16 protein-coding genes and 1 other RNA gene are annotated in these 14,680 nt (G+C 51.5%); 8 read left to right on the top strand and 9 right to left on the bottom strand.

Annotation, left to right across the window (positions count from 1 at the left end):
* Positions 1 to 38: 38 nt before the first annotated feature.
* A complete protein-coding gene (locus IM700_RS06825; RefSeq protein WP_155605043.1) occupies positions 39 to 653 on the bottom strand; it encodes a rhomboid family intramembrane serine protease in 615 nt (204 codons plus the stop codon).
* A gap of 107 nt (positions 654 to 760) precedes the next feature.
* Here IM700_RS06825 and tpx point away from each other — a divergent pair, with 107 nt between their 5' ends.
* Complete coding sequence (tpx, locus tag IM700_RS06830; RefSeq protein ID WP_193414995.1) at positions 761 to 1,282, top strand: thiol peroxidase; 522 nt, start codon at positions 761 to 763, stop codon at positions 1,280 to 1,282.
* Positions 1,283 to 1,356: 74 nt separating this feature from the next.
* Here the strand turns inward: tpx and IM700_RS06835 are convergent, their stop codons facing one another.
* From IM700_RS06835 to IM700_RS06845, 3 genes are all read right to left on the bottom strand, one after another.
* A complete protein-coding gene (locus IM700_RS06835) occupies positions 1,357 to 1,755 on the bottom strand; it encodes a DUF1499 domain-containing protein (RefSeq protein ID WP_155605041.1) in 399 nt (132 codons plus the stop codon).
* Between the two features lie 179 nt (positions 1,756 to 1,934).
* A non-coding RNA gene (gene ssrS, locus IM700_RS06840) (6S RNA) lies at positions 1,935 to 2,124 on the bottom strand.
* Positions 2,125 to 2,200: 76 nt separating this feature from the next.
* Positions 2,201 to 3,007: a YesL family protein gene (locus tag IM700_RS06845; RefSeq protein ID WP_155605040.1), complete on the bottom strand. Its 807-nt coding sequence runs from the start codon at positions 3,005 to 3,007 to the stop codon at positions 2,201 to 2,203.
* 187 nt (positions 3,008 to 3,194) lie between these two features.
* Between IM700_RS06845 and IM700_RS06850 the strand changes: the two genes are divergently transcribed.
* Positions 3,195 to 3,296, top strand: coding sequence for a sporulation protein YjcZ (locus IM700_RS06850; protein ID WP_082691542.1), 102 nt, complete (start codon positions 3,195 to 3,197; stop codon positions 3,294 to 3,296).
* A gap of 66 nt (positions 3,297 to 3,362) precedes the next feature.
* On the opposite strand, the gene cshA is transcribed toward IM700_RS06850, so the two are convergent.
* Complete coding sequence (cshA, locus tag IM700_RS06855; RefSeq protein ID WP_193414994.1) at positions 3,363 to 4,949, bottom strand: degradosome RNA helicase CshA; 1,587 nt, start codon at positions 4,947 to 4,949, stop codon at positions 3,363 to 3,365.
* Between the two features lie 270 nt (positions 4,950 to 5,219).
* Here cshA and IM700_RS06860 point away from each other — a divergent pair, with 270 nt between their 5' ends.
* The 4 genes from IM700_RS06860 to IM700_RS06875 all read left to right on the top strand — a co-directional run bounded on the left by IM700_RS06860 (position 5,220) and on the right by IM700_RS06875 (position 9,264).
* Positions 5,220 to 6,047, top strand: a complete 828-nt coding sequence (locus tag IM700_RS06860) for a YitT family protein (RefSeq protein WP_193414993.1) — start codon at positions 5,220 to 5,222, stop codon at positions 6,045 to 6,047.
* 183 nt (positions 6,048 to 6,230) lie between these two features.
* Entirely contained in the window at positions 6,231 to 6,425 is a 195-nt protein-coding gene (locus tag IM700_RS06865) for a hypothetical protein (protein ID WP_155605250.1), read from the top strand.
* Positions 6,426 to 6,606: 181 nt separating this feature from the next.
* Positions 6,607 to 7,794 carry a putative glycoside hydrolase gene (locus IM700_RS06870; protein WP_193414992.1) on the top strand — a complete coding sequence of 396 codons (1,188 nt, stop codon included), beginning with the start codon at positions 6,607 to 6,609 and terminating at the stop codon, positions 7,792 to 7,794.
* A gap of 96 nt (positions 7,795 to 7,890) precedes the next feature.
* Positions 7,891 to 9,264 carry an MATE family efflux transporter gene (locus IM700_RS06875; protein ID WP_193414991.1) on the top strand — a complete coding sequence of 458 codons (1,374 nt, stop codon included), beginning with the start codon at positions 7,891 to 7,893 and terminating at the stop codon, positions 9,262 to 9,264.
* Between the two features lie 45 nt (positions 9,265 to 9,309).
* Here IM700_RS06875 and IM700_RS06880 read toward each other — a convergent pair whose 3' ends face one another.
* The 4 genes from IM700_RS06880 to IM700_RS06895 all read right to left on the bottom strand — a co-directional run bounded on the left by IM700_RS06880 (position 9,310) and on the right by IM700_RS06895 (position 12,251).
* A complete protein-coding gene (locus IM700_RS06880) occupies positions 9,310 to 9,525 on the bottom strand; it encodes a DUF3906 family protein (protein ID WP_155605036.1) in 216 nt (71 codons plus the stop codon).
* Positions 9,526 to 9,738: 213 nt separating this feature from the next.
* Positions 9,739 to 10,710, bottom strand: coding sequence for a 6-phosphofructokinase (pfkA, locus tag IM700_RS06885; RefSeq protein WP_155605035.1), 972 nt, complete (start codon positions 10,708 to 10,710; stop codon positions 9,739 to 9,741).
* Positions 10,711 to 10,761: 51 nt separating this feature from the next.
* Positions 10,762 to 11,841, bottom strand: coding sequence for a tetraprenyl-beta-curcumene synthase family protein (locus tag IM700_RS06890; protein WP_193414990.1), 1,080 nt, complete (start codon positions 11,839 to 11,841; stop codon positions 10,762 to 10,764).
* A 92-nt stretch (positions 11,842 to 11,933) separates the two neighbouring features.
* Complete coding sequence (locus IM700_RS06895; protein WP_155605033.1) at positions 11,934 to 12,251, bottom strand: hypothetical protein; 318 nt, start codon at positions 12,249 to 12,251, stop codon at positions 11,934 to 11,936.
* Positions 12,252 to 12,410: 159 nt separating this feature from the next.
* Here IM700_RS06895 and IM700_RS06900 point away from each other — a divergent pair, with 159 nt between their 5' ends.
* Positions 12,411 to 13,604 carry an MFS transporter gene (locus tag IM700_RS06900; RefSeq protein WP_155605032.1) on the top strand — a complete coding sequence of 398 codons (1,194 nt, stop codon included), beginning with the start codon at positions 12,411 to 12,413 and terminating at the stop codon, positions 13,602 to 13,604.
* A gap of 409 nt (positions 13,605 to 14,013) precedes the next feature.
* Positions 14,014 to 14,661 (top strand): nitroreductase family protein, encoded by a 648-nt coding sequence (locus tag IM700_RS06905; RefSeq protein WP_193414989.1) that lies wholly within the window; start codon positions 14,014 to 14,016, stop codon positions 14,659 to 14,661.
* Positions 14,662 to 14,680: the final 19 nt, after the last annotated feature.

Consider the following 14,680-nt stretch of genomic DNA (forward strand, 5'->3'; position numbering starts at 1 on the left):
CTATTCTAAATTTAATGTACCATTTACACTCCTTAGGTTCAACGCCGTTTTAACAACCGGATAATCAACCCGTAGATAAAGAAACCACCAACGAGTCCGCCGAGATGAGCTGCCAGGTTGATCTGTGGAACCAACACCGAATAGATCACGCCGATAATGAGCAGGCTGTATAGCGTTTTACGCGAGCTTTCATCCATCAGATTTCGCTGCAGTAAAGCAATGTAGAGAAATGCGCCATAGACCCCATAGACGGCGCCTGAAGCCCCTACGGAGATATGAACATCCGCACCAACCTGATAGATTCCCATGCTGATGAGGTTCCCGACGAGCCCGCTCCCCAAATAGAGCAACGCGTATCGCCACCAACCCAACAGACGCTCCAGCGGCGGCGCAAACACCAGGATCGCAAAGGAATTCGAGAACAGGTGATCAAAGCCCCGGTGCAGGAACATGGAGGAGAACAATCGCCAGCTCTCGCCGGCTAATTCCGGAATATTGGTCAACGCTCCAAACTTGAGTAGTGTATAGGGATTCGTCGATCCTCCATTCACCGCCAACACGATAAACATGATGATGTTGGCAGCCAGGAGCAAGCAGGTCACGGGATAATACCGCAGATAACTTCTCCAGTTTTCGTATCTTATGAAAATCATCGGAACCTTCCTTTACCTTGGTTTTTCCTTATGTTGGACATTTTCTTTTCAAAACGATTATAATTAAATTTGAGTGAATAAATCCATCTGTCTAGGAGGAAATGAACATGGCCCAAGAACGCGCAAATGTAGCTACATTTAAAGGCAATCCGATCACGCTGATCGGCCCGGAACTCAAATTCGGCGATACGGCTCCCGATTTCCGCTTGAATAAAAACCTGCTTGAAGAAGCAACACTGCAGGACTACGCCGGCAAAATCAAGCTGATCAGCGTTGTACCTTCGCTCGATACGGGTGTCTGCGACGCGCAAACGCGCCGATTTAACCAAGAGGCCGCTGGCCTTGGCGAAGACGTGGTTATCCTGACCGTCAGCGCCGATCTTCCATTTGCCCAAGCCCGCTGGTGCGGTGCCGCCGGCGTTGATCGGGTGGTCACCTTGTCGGATTACAAAGACAATTCCTTCGGCAAAGCCTATGGCGTGCTGATCAAAGAGTTCGCGCTCGACATGCGTGCCGTGTTTGTACTGGATAAAGACAACAAAATCCAATACGTGGAAGTATTGAAGGAAATGACGGAGCATCCGGATTACGAAAAACCGGTAGCTGCCGTTAAAGCGCTGCTCTCTTAATTCCAGAGCCCAAACGAAAAGCGAGTAGGAGAGGATTCTCCCTGCTCGCTTTTTTTTGCGTTGCTTAACGAATTTTACAAGTTCGAGGACACTTTGTGAGCTGCCAGCTTCTTGTCCAACACCGAGAAGAGCTGGAGGATGTTGCGATAATTCGCGCCTAGGTCTCCCATCGATCCACGCGTCGCGGAATAAATATCAACCGCGCTTCGCACCGGGCCGGTGGATACGATCGATACGGTGATATCCATCACGCGCCCAAGGCTGGTCCGTTTCTCCAACGTAATCTCGCCAACGGACTGCACCTCGTGTAGAACTTTATAGCCGGGGATTTTCTTCAAAGTCGAGGAGACTTCCTCCCAGCATTTCTCTTTGGACAATGAATAATACCTGGTTTTGAGTTCGGGCACTTTCGCGCGGTCGCTGGTTCCTTCCTGGCTGCGGAAAATGCCGGTAAGTGTTCTCTTGAATGACAACGGTTCTTCCTCCTTCACGTTCCTGACCCCATTTGCATGGGTATGCGTTTTCTTAATTATTAGTTTAACATTCTTGGATGACAAACAAAAGCGAGCATGCGCATTTCGGCGCAAACAAAAAAAGCACCTTGTCCCTTTTCTTTATGAAAAGAGTACAAGGTGCCGCTCACATGTTTCATCATAGACCCGCCTATGCCGTCCGATTACATTATCTCGAACCTGCACCCGCAGGTGGGTGACCGCAGCGACGTTTTTGAAGTCCCCGCATCCAATGGATAGGGCCTTTCAGCCATGGCGCAATATAGGTCTCCCGAGATAACCGTCATTGGTTCAAAATAACAGAAATCGAAACGCACATCGCAGGACGTAAACCTATTATACGGCTTCGTTAAGCAATTGTAAACTCACCGGGCAAGGAAGATGATGGTAAAGTCAGGCCGTAAAGTCAATCCTTTTCCTTCTCCTCGCTTGTCGGCAAATCCAGGGCCAAATCCTCGTCGTCCTGTGCCGAATTGCTGACATTCGACGCATCTTCAGATTGGCGCATCCGCTCTACCTTCTCCTGTATCTTGTTGTAAGCAATATAGAAATTGTAGAACGCAACGAATGCGGTCAAGCTGCCAAAACCAAAGAAGATCAACCAGCCAAAGCGTAAGGTCAGAAACCCAAGTACGCCCGCACAAATGAGCGTGGACAAGGTTCGGAACGGCCGGAGAATGGTGAACAGGATTGCATTTTTGATCAGTTGAAACGCTCCAAGATGGTAATGTGCAACAAGCGAAAAGAAGTTAAACAAAGACAGGAACAGAATCAACAGGAAGAACAGCATCACCATGCCGATCATCTGCAGATTGTTCATCTGGTTCATGTAGACTTCATAATCCACGTACATAATCGCAAACAAAACCGTATAGAAAATGCCGCCGATCATGCTCTGCTTGTAGTTTTCCTTGTATCCTTTGAAATAGACTTTGATGATGCTCAAATCGCTTTCTCCCATCACCCATTTCCGAGTCACGGAAAATAAAGCGGCGGTTGCCGGAAACAGTGTAAACGGTGCCAATATACCCATAATCCAAATCGTCAACGTCTCCGGCTGAGGAGTCGGCGACTGCAGCACCAGCAACAGCTTCATCGCAAGTACGATCATAAACGGCGACGAACACAGCAGCCACAACAGGTTACTGCCGGCGATCCGCATAATCCATTCGGTGATTCTATAAAATCCACCCATAAAACCTTTGTATTCCAAGTAAAGATCTCCTCTCAAGCATTGTATAGTGCAATAGCTCTGCCTATATTAACTATACATGATTCGTCCAACTCGTTCCAGCGCCTAATTTGCTCTGCTTTGGGTAAGCGTCTAATCTAAGAGGGCCCCTGTGCCATAGTATATACCGTAACTTCAAAACTTCAACATCATCAAAGGAGGTTATCACATGTCCGGTGTAGGATATGGCGGAGGTTTCTGGACCTCTACGGGTACGATTCTGGTATTGTTCATTCTGCTCGTTATCGTGAGCCGTACGATCCTTCTGTAATGAACAAAAACGAAGAAGACGGAGATTCCTCCGTCTTCTTTTTGTTGAGATTATGACAGACTCACCTTAGTTGTCGAACGAAGGGTTGTCATTGTATTTGGAAGAAGGTCTGCGTTCTCCGCCCCCCGAACCGGTCCGTGGCTTGCGGTCAGAAGAACGGTAGGAGTCGCGTCCACCATCGCGGCTATAGCCTCCGCCTTTGTTGTAACCCCCGCGGCTGCCGCTTTGGGAATCGCGGCGGTAGCCCCCGCCTCCGCCTCCGCCCGTGCGGTTGCCGTAACCCGACGGCTTCCGTCCGCTGGAACGGATATCCGGATTGCGACGTTTGACGCGAATCGGTTCTTCCGGAGTCAGTTCAACATTGGTTTTCTCGTTCTTGTCCCCTGTAATCAGCTTGAATGCAGCTGCCAGCAGGTTCACCGAATCGTATTGCTCCAGCAATTGGATCGCGATGCCTTTATTTTCGTTCATTTCATTGTTCTCCACCAGCTCAATCAAACGCTCAGCAATAATGCGCTGTTTGCCTTCAATCGCTTCAGCGATGCTCGGCAGCGGCTTGCGGGCGATCTTATGGCGTGTAATCCGCTCGATAAAGCGCAGGTGATCGATTTCGCGCGGCGTCACAAAGGACCAAGCCGCCCCTTCTTTGCCGGCACGGCCGGTACGGCCGATCCGATGCACATAACTTTCCGGATCCTGCGGCAGGTCGAAGTTCACGACGTGGGTCACGCCGGATACGTCCAAACCACGTGCGGCTACGTCGGTTGCTACCAGCACGTCGATACTTCCGTCACGGAATTTACGCATCACGTTATCGCGCTGGTTCTGCGACAGGTCGCCGTGCAGACCATCGGCGGAATAGCCTTGTTTCTGCAAGGCTTCGGACAATTCGTCGACACGGCGTTTCGTCCGGCCGAACACGATCGCGAGCTCCGGCGATTCCATGTCAAGCAAACGGGTCAAAGCGTCGAATTTCTGGCGTTCTTGAACCTCGATGTACGCTTGGTCAATCAACGGGGCGCTAACTTGTTTCGGAATGACCGACACATGCTCCGGATCCTTCAGGAATTGTTGGGCTAACTTCTGGATATTCGCCGGCATCGTTGCGGAGAACAGCATGGTTTGACGCTCTTCAGGCACCAGCTTCAGGATCGATTGAATGTCCTCCATGAAGCCCATATCCAACATTTCGTCGGCTTCGTCGAGAACGACGGTTTGTACATCGTCAAGTTTAATCGTTTTCCGGTTAATGTGGTCAAGCAAACGGCCCGGTGTGCCGATAATAATTTGAGGCTTCTTCTTCAAAGCGCGAATTTGGCGTACGATGTCTTGTCCGCCGTAGATGGGAAGAGAACGCGTACCTTTAAAACGGGAGAGCTTACCGATTTCTTCGGCGACCTGAATGGCCAGCTCGCGGGTTGGCGTCATAATCAGTGCGACGATACGATCTTCTTCTTTAGGAATTTTGTTAATGAGCGGCAAGCCGAAGGCTGCGGTCTTTCCTGTCCCGGTTTGCGCCTGTCCGATCATGTCGCGCCCTGCCATAGCGATCGGGATCGATTTGGCCTGAATCGGCGTCGCTTCTTCAAATCCAAGTTCCGTAATGGCTTGCAATACTTTAGGCTCTAGGCCGAAATCTGTGAATGTGTTCAATGTATCATGCTCCTTCTATATAGTGGACATTCCACCGGCTTAACGGTATTCTTAAGTAGCGTTTAAAAGGTTGTTCAAAAAACATCTTTTGAACTTCAATTTAATCGTTTATAGGCTGTCCAATCCGCCTGTAAATTTTACATAGGTCTAGTCTGAAAACTGGAAAAGAGTACCTACTCAAGAACATCTCAAGTATTATAGCACAAAATATAAACGGAATACCAGCAAGCGGGTTGGGATACTTCCTTTATTTTCGTGAGGTGAAAGATTGTGTTTAAGGAAATTAGGAATGCAATAGTCATTGTGCTCGGGGCTGCCATGATCGCCGCGGGTTTTAATCTGTTCCTCGTACCGCTCCATTTGCTCAGCGGCGGAGTGTCCGGTTTGGCGATGCTGACCGCCTATTTTTCTCCGCTCAGCATCAGTACGATGTATCTGGCATATAACGTGCCGCTTTTAATCGCCGGATTATTCTTGCTGGGGAAACGGTTTATCGGTTTAAGCATCTTATCGGTTGCGACCACGACCTGGCTCATTGCCCTGATTCCGACACCGGACAAGCTTTTGTCATCGGATACGCTGCTCTCGGCAGTATTTGGCGGTGTGCTGGTGGGCATCGGCAGCGGCATCTCGTTCCGCGTCGGGGGCTCGTCCGGCGGATTCGACATTGTGGGTTCGATCGTAACCCGCTTTCGCGATTTTCCGGTCGGCAACGTCATTGTCGGACTTAACGGCATCGTCATTCTAGCGATGGGCTATCTGGAAGGGAATTGGGATCTGGCGTTGGCCTCGATGGTCTCCATCTATATTTCCGGCAAGGTCGTCGATCTGATCCATATCAGCCATATCAAAGTGACGTTGTTTATTATCACCGACAAAACGGAAGTGATGCTCGAGCGGCTATTGTCGCTGCCCCGCGGCGTGACATTGATCAAGACTCAGGGCGCTTTTTCCCATAAAGAAAAAGATATGCTGATGACCGTCACAACCCGTTATGAACTGGCGGAACTGCGGGAAATCATCAAACAAACCGATTCCAGCGCCTTCGTCAATATTGTGGAAACCGTCGGGGTAATGGGCTCGTTCCGCCGTCGTTAAGCGTTTTCCTGAAAGAAGCGGCCGTTTCCAATCGGCTGCTTCTTTGTTATAATAATCACAGCGGTTCCTTTGTAACTTCAAAGGGTTCAGCTTTACCCCGTATTTCACAGGCTTTTTGCTTTTCCGATTTAGGATTGATTCCGCAGTGAATGATTCTGAAAGGAAAGGGTGATGGATGTGGAAATGGAAATGGAAACGGTAAAACTGGAACAGATCGTTAAGAAGTGGTTTCCGGATATGTTGCTATTTCTGAACCAAAGGGAACTGAATTCGACGATCCTCCTCCGGGATGGCATGACCATCTTGGAACCGCAGGACGCGCTGGAGATTATTCAATTCAGCATCTGCGAGCATCAAAACCCGGCGTTTCTTCATTAAATATGTAACGCTTACAAGCACGACGGAGTCGTTTCTTTTGCTTCGGCAAAGGAAACGACTTTTTTGCGTTTTTTTCTTCTATGAATCTCTGAAACTTTTTACCAATTGTGACATTCCTGTTCCTTCTGAAGGCCGTTCTTCCGATATAATAAGTAGCGATTGCAAACAAGGGAGAGATATCATGAACATCATCTGGACACTACTACTTCTGGCCTTGAGTACAGGCAGTGGAGCAGCGCCGCAGGAGCAAGCCGCGGGGATGGAACCGGCGAACTCCATGATGGCATCCGTTACCCACACCTTCTCGGTGAATCTAGCGGAGGGGCGCCTGGACAATCCTATCAAACCATCCGATCTGAAAGAAGATCCTCAGGTCGACGCTCCCAAAGTCAAAGGCATTTATGTTACTGCATACAGTGCCGGGGGATCCCGTATGAGCCAACTGGTCGATCTCGTCGACAAGACCGAGCTGAACGCGATGGTGATCGATATCAAGGATGATCTGGGTTATATCACGTACAAGACGGATAACGCCGAGCTGAATAAATTGGGGAAACCGCAGCCATTCATCCGTGACATCGATGCATTAATGGCTCGCTTGCAGAAGCATGATATTTATCCGATCGCCCGAATCGTGGTGTTTAAGGATACGATTCTGGCCAAGAAGCATCCGGAGCTCTCGTTCCGTCACAAGGATGGATCCGTGTGGAGCAACGGCAAAGGCGACAGCTTTGTGAATCCCTACAGTAAAGAGGTTTGGGACTATAATATCGCCATCGCCAAGGAAGCGGCTAAGCTCGGCTTCAAGGAAATCCAATTTGACTACGTTCGGTTCCCCGAAGGCTTTGAGAAACGGGCGGATAGTCTGAGCTATACAAAAAGTGAGATGAGCCGCGTCGACGCCGTCTCCTCCTTCGTCAAGTATGCCAAAGATGAGCTCGAACCGTTAGGGATCCGGGTTTCGGTGGATATCTTCGGATACGCGGCATCGGTGCCAGCGGCCGAAGGAATTGGTCAGGATTTCGTGAAAATCTCCGACAATGTCGACGTGATTTGTCCGATGATCTATCCAAGCCATTACACAACCGGATGGTTTAATGCCAAGGATCCCGACAAAGCCCCTTATCAGACGATCAAGGGCGCGGTACAGGATACGCAAACAAAGCTTTCGGAGTTGGGAGAAAAGCAGCCGATTATCCGGCCTTGGATTCAGGACTTTACCGCCAGTTGGCTGGGAAGCGGACATTACATCAAATACGGCAAACATGAAGTGGAAGAACAAATCCGGGCGCTGAAGGAAATGAAGGTGGATGAGTTTCTGTTGTGGAACGCCTCCAACCGTTATACTTCCGGCGTCGCTTATGAATAATAATGCTGCAAAGCCATCAAACCCGGGCCTTTCTGCCCGGGTTTGGTTTCGCTTGAACGTAAAGTAACCCTTTGAGGATCGGAGATATGTCGGCTTATGAATCAAACATACACGTTAAAACAAAAATATGGGCAATTTTTACGCATTTTGATCCCCATCCTGGTCACCCAGGTGACGATGTCCCTGATGACCTTCTTCGATACGATGATGTCCGGCCATGCCAGTCCGGCTGACCTTGCGGGTACGGCCATCGGCTCAAGCCTTTGGATCCCGGTACAAACCGGACTTAGCGGTATCCTCATGGGCATCACGCCCATCGTTTCGCAATTGGTTGGCGGCGGTCAGAGTAACAAGGTCGGCTATCACGTCATCCAGGCAATATGGTTGTCGGTGGCTGTGAGCTTGGTCGTGCTGCTCGTCGGGGCATTCTCGATCTCTCCCCTGCTGAACACGATGGACCTGGAACCCAAGGTGCATCATGTCGCCTTCTATTTCCTAGTGGCGATTTCCACGGGAATTGTTCCGTTGTTCGGCTATATCGTACTGCGCTCGTTTATCGATGCGCTGGGACAAACCCGGATATCGATGATGATTACGCTGATCTCCCTCCCGCTAAACGTGGGCGCTGGATACTTGCTTATATTTGGACACGGCGGCTTCCCTCGTCTTGGCGGCATCGGTTCCGGAATCGCCACGGCCTTTACGTATTGGTGCATCTTTCTTATCGCTTTGTGGATCGTACATCGGCAAGAACCGTTCGCCTCATACGGCGTCTTTCGCAAGCTGCATCGCATCTCGCTGGCCAAATGGAGCGAACTGATGAAACTGGGTGTGCCGATCGGCTTCGCGATCTTCTTCGAGACGGCCGTTTTCGCCGCCGTAACGCTGCTGATGAGCCGATTCGACACGCTGACGATCGCTGCTCATCAAGCGGCGAACAATTTCGCCTCGACGCTATATATGATCCCGCTCAGCATCTGTCTGGCGCTAACGATCCTCGTCGGCTTCGAGACCGGCGCTTCCCGGCTGAAGGATGCCCGGCAATACGCGGCCCTTGGCATTGGGACTGCCGCGGCCTTGTCTTTGGCCACCGCCGTCCTGTTGCTGTTGTTCCGCCAAGGTGTCGCGCAGCTCTATTCGAGCGAACTCGAAGTCGTCTCGCTGATCAAGCACTTCCTGGTGTATGCGATCTTCTTCCAGATCTCGGATGCCATCGCCACGCCAACGCAAGGCGTGCTGCGTGGGTACAAGGACGTTAGCCCCGGCTTCTGGATCTCTCTGTTGGCCTATTGGGTCATCGGGCTGCCGTTTGGCTTCGTCCTAGCCAACTACACTCCGCAGGGCCCATACGGCTACTGGATTGGCCTCATTACCGGCCTAGCCGTAGCCGCCGTCCTGTTGCTGTATCGTCTGGTCGTGATCCAGCGTCGGTTTAGCAGCCGACAGATTCGTCCGGCGGATGCGCAATAAATGATGAGAAGCCCGTGACCGATGGAAGGTCACGGGCTTCTCTTTTTAACGCGGCATGCTGTCGGTTGCCACTACGTAGCCGGCCCCGGGCGCGATCCGTTTCTTCTCCACGATCGACAACTCCGTGACTGCGGGTGCGGGCAACACCTGCCGCTGCAAATGCCCCTCGGCTGCGGCAAATGCCTTCTCCTCTTCCTCGGCGGCGATGACGATCACGAATGCACCGGCGGAGGTTTCCGCCTCCAATCGATACAGATACATATGTACCTTCCCCCTTTATCAGCTATGCGTTCGATTGTAGCAGAAGCGGGAGGGTTCGCCTAGACTGAGCTTTTCCGCTCCGAACAAATTGATCATTTTGCCTAATTTGCAACATTTCCACCCGAAAAGGTAGAGGCTCCGCCATACTCCAGAACAACACGCCGAGCCGGGATTCCTCCCGGCTCGGCTCCTCTAACGATCTAACTCATCTATTTATTGCGACAAACGCGATGCCAGCTCGTACAGCTCCATGTTAAACGGCTTCTTCGTGCTGACAACCTTCTCGATGTCGGTCAAGATCATTTCGCCGCCAATCATGCCGCAGGCTTTGTTCGACTCGCCGGCGATCAGGCTGCGCACGGCGAAGTCGCCGAGGCGGCTGGCCAGGTTGCGGTCGAACGGCGTTGGCGATCCGCCGCGTTGGATATGACCCAACACGGTTGCACGCGGCTCCACGGAAGGCTGGCGTTGCTTGATCGCCTGCACCACGTCCTCGCCGCTGCCCACGCCTTCGGCTACGATCACGATACTGTGGCGTTTGCCTTTTTCAAAATTCTGCTTCATGCGGTCCGCTACTTCGTTCAGGTCAAACGGTACCTCTGGTACGAGGATCGTTTCCGCACCGGCAGCCAACCCGGCATGCAATGCGATGTCGCCGCAATGACGGCCCATCACTTCCACAACCGAAGCCCGTTCATGGGAGGACATCGTGTCACGCAGCTTGTTCACCGCATCCACCACGATGCTCACCGCCGTATCGAAACCGATGGTGTAATCCGTAAAGGAGATGTCATTGTCGATGGTCCCTGGCAGCCCCATCGTTTTGATACCGAGCTTGCTCAGCTTCTCAGCACCTTGATAAGAACCGTCGCCGCCGATAACGACCAGACCATCGATCCCGTGTTCGCGCAGAATCTCCGCGCCCCGTTGTTGGCCTTCCGGCGTTTTGAACTCCAGGCAACGTGCGGATTGGAGAATCGTCCCCCCACGTTGAATGATATCGCCGACGCTGCGGATGTCCATTTGAAAAATATCATTGTTGAGCAAACCTTGATATCCGCGTTGAATGCCGTACACTTCCAGGCCGTAGAACAACCCGCTTCGTACAACGGCGCGTAAGGCCGCGTTCATGCCCTGGGAGTCTCCTCCGCTGGTAAGGACTGCGATTTTTTTAACTGCTGACATGATAATTCCTCCTAATTCGGTTGTAAGTAAAGTTAGCATTGCTCCAGTTTTCTAAAGATGCTTGCGAATCCACAGGCTGTTAGCGAAGAAGAACAACCGCATAAGCGGGCTTCGCCGCATCAACCGTTTGGATACCTCGCGAATTTCGTCCTGCTGGCTGACCTTCGGGTCGGATAAATAGAGGGCCAGCAAGCCTTCAATGATCATCCTATGAAACGAGGAAGCGGGCAACTTCCGAATATCCTGCCGCGCTCCCTCGACGATCAACGTAATTCGGCCCAACATCGTTTCCTTGCTATCGTAGTAACTGCAAAAGTTCAAATCCCCGCCAAGCTCATCTTCCGCTTGATCGATCAGATAGTCCAACATAATATGTAGCCCGCAAACATACGGAAAATAAGCGTCGTGGATCGTTTTTGCGCTTTTCTCGTCCAACCCGTCGTGACTTGCCGCCAAGAACAACATAAACACCCCGAGAGTTGAACCCGTCGCTGCCGCGAACTCGTTCCATCGCAATTGCGGCGCACGATACTCGTGGTTCGCCCACCAGCTTAGCAGCTTAGCCTCGCGCTCCTGCGGGTCGATGTGCTTGTACACCTGCAGATCCGTATAAAGTCCTACAAGGTCAACGATGTACGGCATCGCCGCCGGGTATCCGCGGAGCTCATCGATGTTCGCTTGGCAAGTCCCAACCAGCCGGTGCAGATAACCACCATCGTCCTGCTCCTCGCGAAGGGCATAGTAGTTCCGCAGCGCCGCATCAGGGTCTACCGCATCCAGCATACTCTGGTGCAAGAGTCGGAAATCCTCAGGGTCCTTGGAAGTGCTTCGGTCGCATAAATTGTCCAAATAATCGCTGATGGTTTGGAACGCAACGATGAGAGGGATCAATACGTGGCGCATCCGCAAGTTTGCGGCCGCATATACGGCACCGCCCTGGCAATGGAACTCTTTCGTGGCGATGCTGGCCAAAGCTTGCCGCCGCAGCTCAGGATCGGGGATCTCCTCGGCATCCTTCCTCCAACGATCCAGTTCCTGACGGACATCCGGCAAAATAAACTTATAAACCCGACTCATCAGCCGGATCGGCTCCTTCGGGAATTGGTTTCGGCTTTGCTCAAGTTCAATCAATGGCCTGCCTCCACTGCGTTGTTAAAAAACGGCCTTTCTGAAAACCATTCTATATTATAATATGATCCAACTTTTAGCACAAATAAACAAAATCACAAATGCCTTTTGACGGAGGGCTCATCCTGGGTTGTCCGGTACCAAATATGCAGATCGTTAATTCGGCTGGCCAGCTCGGCGATTTCGCCGTTGAGACGACAGCTGCGCTCGAAATCGGACTCATTACTCATCTCGCCCAGCATGTGCTCAATCGACCGTTCCAGCACCATGACTTTGCTTGGAATCCGTCCGCGGATCTCTTCCCAATAGGCGATCATCGCCAGCCGTTCCTCCCGCTCGTATTCGTCAAAGGGACGCTCCAGCACCGGCACGTGAATGCCCAGGCGCTCATCGTAAACAAAACAATCCTTCATGGCGATAACCTCCTAGAGATCAGTATAAGGGTTTTACATAAACGGAGCGTAAATTTGTTGCCGCCGAACCTCTTAATTTCTGGTATACTTGCAAGCATACTAACCATAACCGCACTAAGCGCACAATGATCTGACTGCAGAAACGGAGTACAGAACCCCATGAATCGGAAAACTACGGTCAGCCCCGAAATCGGATGGCTACGAGCCTTTACCTTTACAATATACGGAACAAGTGTCCTTGTTTCCTCCTATTTCCCACTATTTTACGCCCAGCTTGGATTTTCGACCAGCCAAATCGGTTTGCTATACGCCCTAGGCCCCATGATTTCGCTTGTCTCCAATTTACTGTGGAGTATAGCCAGCGACCGTTACCAAACGATTAAGAAGATCCTGCTCATCTTGCTGGTCGGCCAAATCGCGTTGACGTTTATCTTATCCGCCTCCACCTCATTTTCTATCATCATGGCGGTTATAACCGTATTTTACTTCTTCTTCTATCCGGTCTTCCCGTTGTCCGACACCATCGTGATCTCTACGGCCAAGCAGCACGGCATCCATTTCATCTCCATCCGCCTGTTTGGTTCGTTCGGATACGCCTTCTTTGCCTTACTTATCGGTTACGTTTTGACCCGGGTAGGCTCCTCAAACACGATGTGGGTATCGATCGCGATCGCCGGACTCGCGCTGGGGTTCATCCTGTTCGTGAAGGACCAGCCTACATCCGTAGCCAAGATGGACCTGTCGGGCATTTGGGCGATCCTGCGTCAAAAAGAGCTTCTTTGGTTCTTCGGCTGCGTCTTCTGCCTGGCCATTGGCATGCGGATGAACGAAGCGTTTATCTCGATCAGCCTGAAGGAGCTCGGCGCGAGCGAAAATCTCATCGGCTGGGCGATGCTCGCCTCGTCGCTGTCGGAAATCCCTGTGTTCATCTACCTCAGCTTCCATGGGGAAAAATATAAGGAACTGCCGCTCCTACTGCTAGCCAGCCTGCTGTTCGCCGTCCGGTTCCTGTTGATGGGACTAACCGGATCCGCCTACGGCATCCTCGCCATCCAGGCGATGCACGGCGTAACGTTCGGCATCTTCTATGTCACGGCCATCCGCATGCTCACCCGGCTGATCCCCGATGAATTCCGGGCGACCGGCATGGCCTTGTACACCATCGTATGGTCCAGCTTGGCCGGGCTTCTTAGCGGCACCTTCGGCGGTGTGATGTTCGAACAGCTTGGCCGCCAGCCGTTCTACCTGACCGCGATGGGCGCGGCAGCGGTCGCGTTCATCGGGTTCGGTAGCCGATATTTCCAGAAGGGGCCGGGAGCGAACAGTCCCTCGAAATTCGAACATAAGGCTTAGCTTAAGAAATGGAAAATTCGATACGATGTTGAATTATATTCGATTTTTCATATCCAATTTTCCGCTGAAGCCCAAAAAAGCAATTTCTATTCGATATTTCATATAGAATTCCGACCACCGTCTTCCTTGAACACAATTCTATATGAAATTTCATACTCATTCTGCCGAAATCGCCTGAAATGTCGACTTCTATTCGATATTTCATATACATTACTCGCTTAAGCTTTTTCGGTACCCGGATTGGTCAACTGAGTCCACGCTATGCGGATCTCCCTCCCCAAATATGGCTTTCTCATTCACCAGGCCCTACTCTAACTCTATCTCTGTTCAAAGGACATATCTTCCTATATAATAGTTACTATCAGATGATAGTACCTGGTATTAAATATGAAGAAGCAGGTGAAAACGCATGGATTTCGCTTTGTTCCGGGACACCTTAAAAACCCGCCGCAGTATCCGGGAATTTACCGAAGAAACCGTCAGCCTCGCCGATATTGAGGATCTCATCGATTGCGCCCGTTATGCGCCCAGCGACACGAATTCGCAAACCTGGGAATTCATCGTCGTTACGAACACCGATAAAATCAAACAAATCGAGGACTTCACCTGGGAGAGCCTGCATGAAACCGCAGCGCGCGCCGCGGAGCAAGGGCTGGAACGGGAAGCCAAGCTATTGGTGAAGTCATTTGGCCCTTACGCTACCGCCTTTTCCGGTGCGCCGGCGTTAATCGTGTGCTTGTCCACCCCGTACACGTCCAAGTTCCGGGAAAGAATTTTTGACCCGATTGCCTTCGTGGCTCCCGAGGTTTGGGAAGAGGAAGGACTGAAGAGCAGCTGTCTAGCCGCCCAGAACCTGATGCTCGCCGCGCATGCCAAAGGCCTGGCCACTTGCCCGATGACCGGTCCGGTGCTGCTGGCGGAAAAGAAGCTGCGCGAATTCCTCGACATCCCCGCCAACCGTGGAGTGAACATGGTGATCGCGCTGGGTCATCCGGCGATTTCGCCGAAGCCGGTGCCCCGCAAGGAAATCGCTGATATTTTGCGGATCGTCGATTAATCGATAACCCAAAGAGGCT

The sequence above is a fragment of the Paenibacillus rhizolycopersici genome (assembly GCF_014947195.2).
Taxonomy (GTDB): domain Bacteria; phylum Bacillota; class Bacilli; order Paenibacillales; family Paenibacillaceae; genus Fontibacillus; species Fontibacillus rhizolycopersici.

Excerpts from the sequence above, each read along its gene's own strand:
- IM700_RS06825 (WP_155605043.1), bottom strand. The coding sequence starts at position 653 with ATGATTTTCATAAGATACGAAAACTGGAGAAGTTATCTGCGGTATTAT.
- tpx (WP_193414995.1), top strand. The coding sequence starts at position 761 with ATGGCCCAAGAACGCGCAAATGTAGCTACATTTAAAGGCAATCCGATC.
- IM700_RS06850 (WP_082691542.1), top strand. The coding sequence starts at position 3,195 with ATGTCCGGTGTAGGATATGGCGGAGGTTTCTGGACCTCTACGGGTACG.
- IM700_RS06865 (WP_155605250.1), top strand. The coding sequence starts at position 6,231 with ATGGAAATGGAAACGGTAAAACTGGAACAGATCGTTAAGAAGTGGTTT.
- IM700_RS06870 (WP_193414992.1), top strand. The coding sequence starts at position 6,607 with ATGAACATCATCTGGACACTACTACTTCTGGCCTTGAGTACAGGCAGT.
- IM700_RS06875 (WP_193414991.1), top strand. The coding sequence starts at position 7,891 with ATGAATCAAACATACACGTTAAAACAAAAATATGGGCAATTTTTACGC.
- IM700_RS06880 (WP_155605036.1), bottom strand. The coding sequence starts at position 9,525 with ATGTATCTGTATCGATTGGAGGCGGAAACCTCCGCCGGTGCATTCGTG.
- pfkA (WP_155605035.1), bottom strand. The coding sequence starts at position 10,710 with ATGTCAGCAGTTAAAAAAATCGCAGTCCTTACCAGCGGAGGAGACTCC.
- IM700_RS06895 (WP_155605033.1), bottom strand. The coding sequence starts at position 12,251 with ATGAAGGATTGTTTTGTTTACGATGAGCGCCTGGGCATTCACGTGCCG.
- IM700_RS06900 (WP_155605032.1), top strand. The coding sequence starts at position 12,411 with ATGAATCGGAAAACTACGGTCAGCCCCGAAATCGGATGGCTACGAGCC.
- IM700_RS06905 (WP_193414989.1), top strand. The coding sequence starts at position 14,014 with ATGGATTTCGCTTTGTTCCGGGACACCTTAAAAACCCGCCGCAGTATC.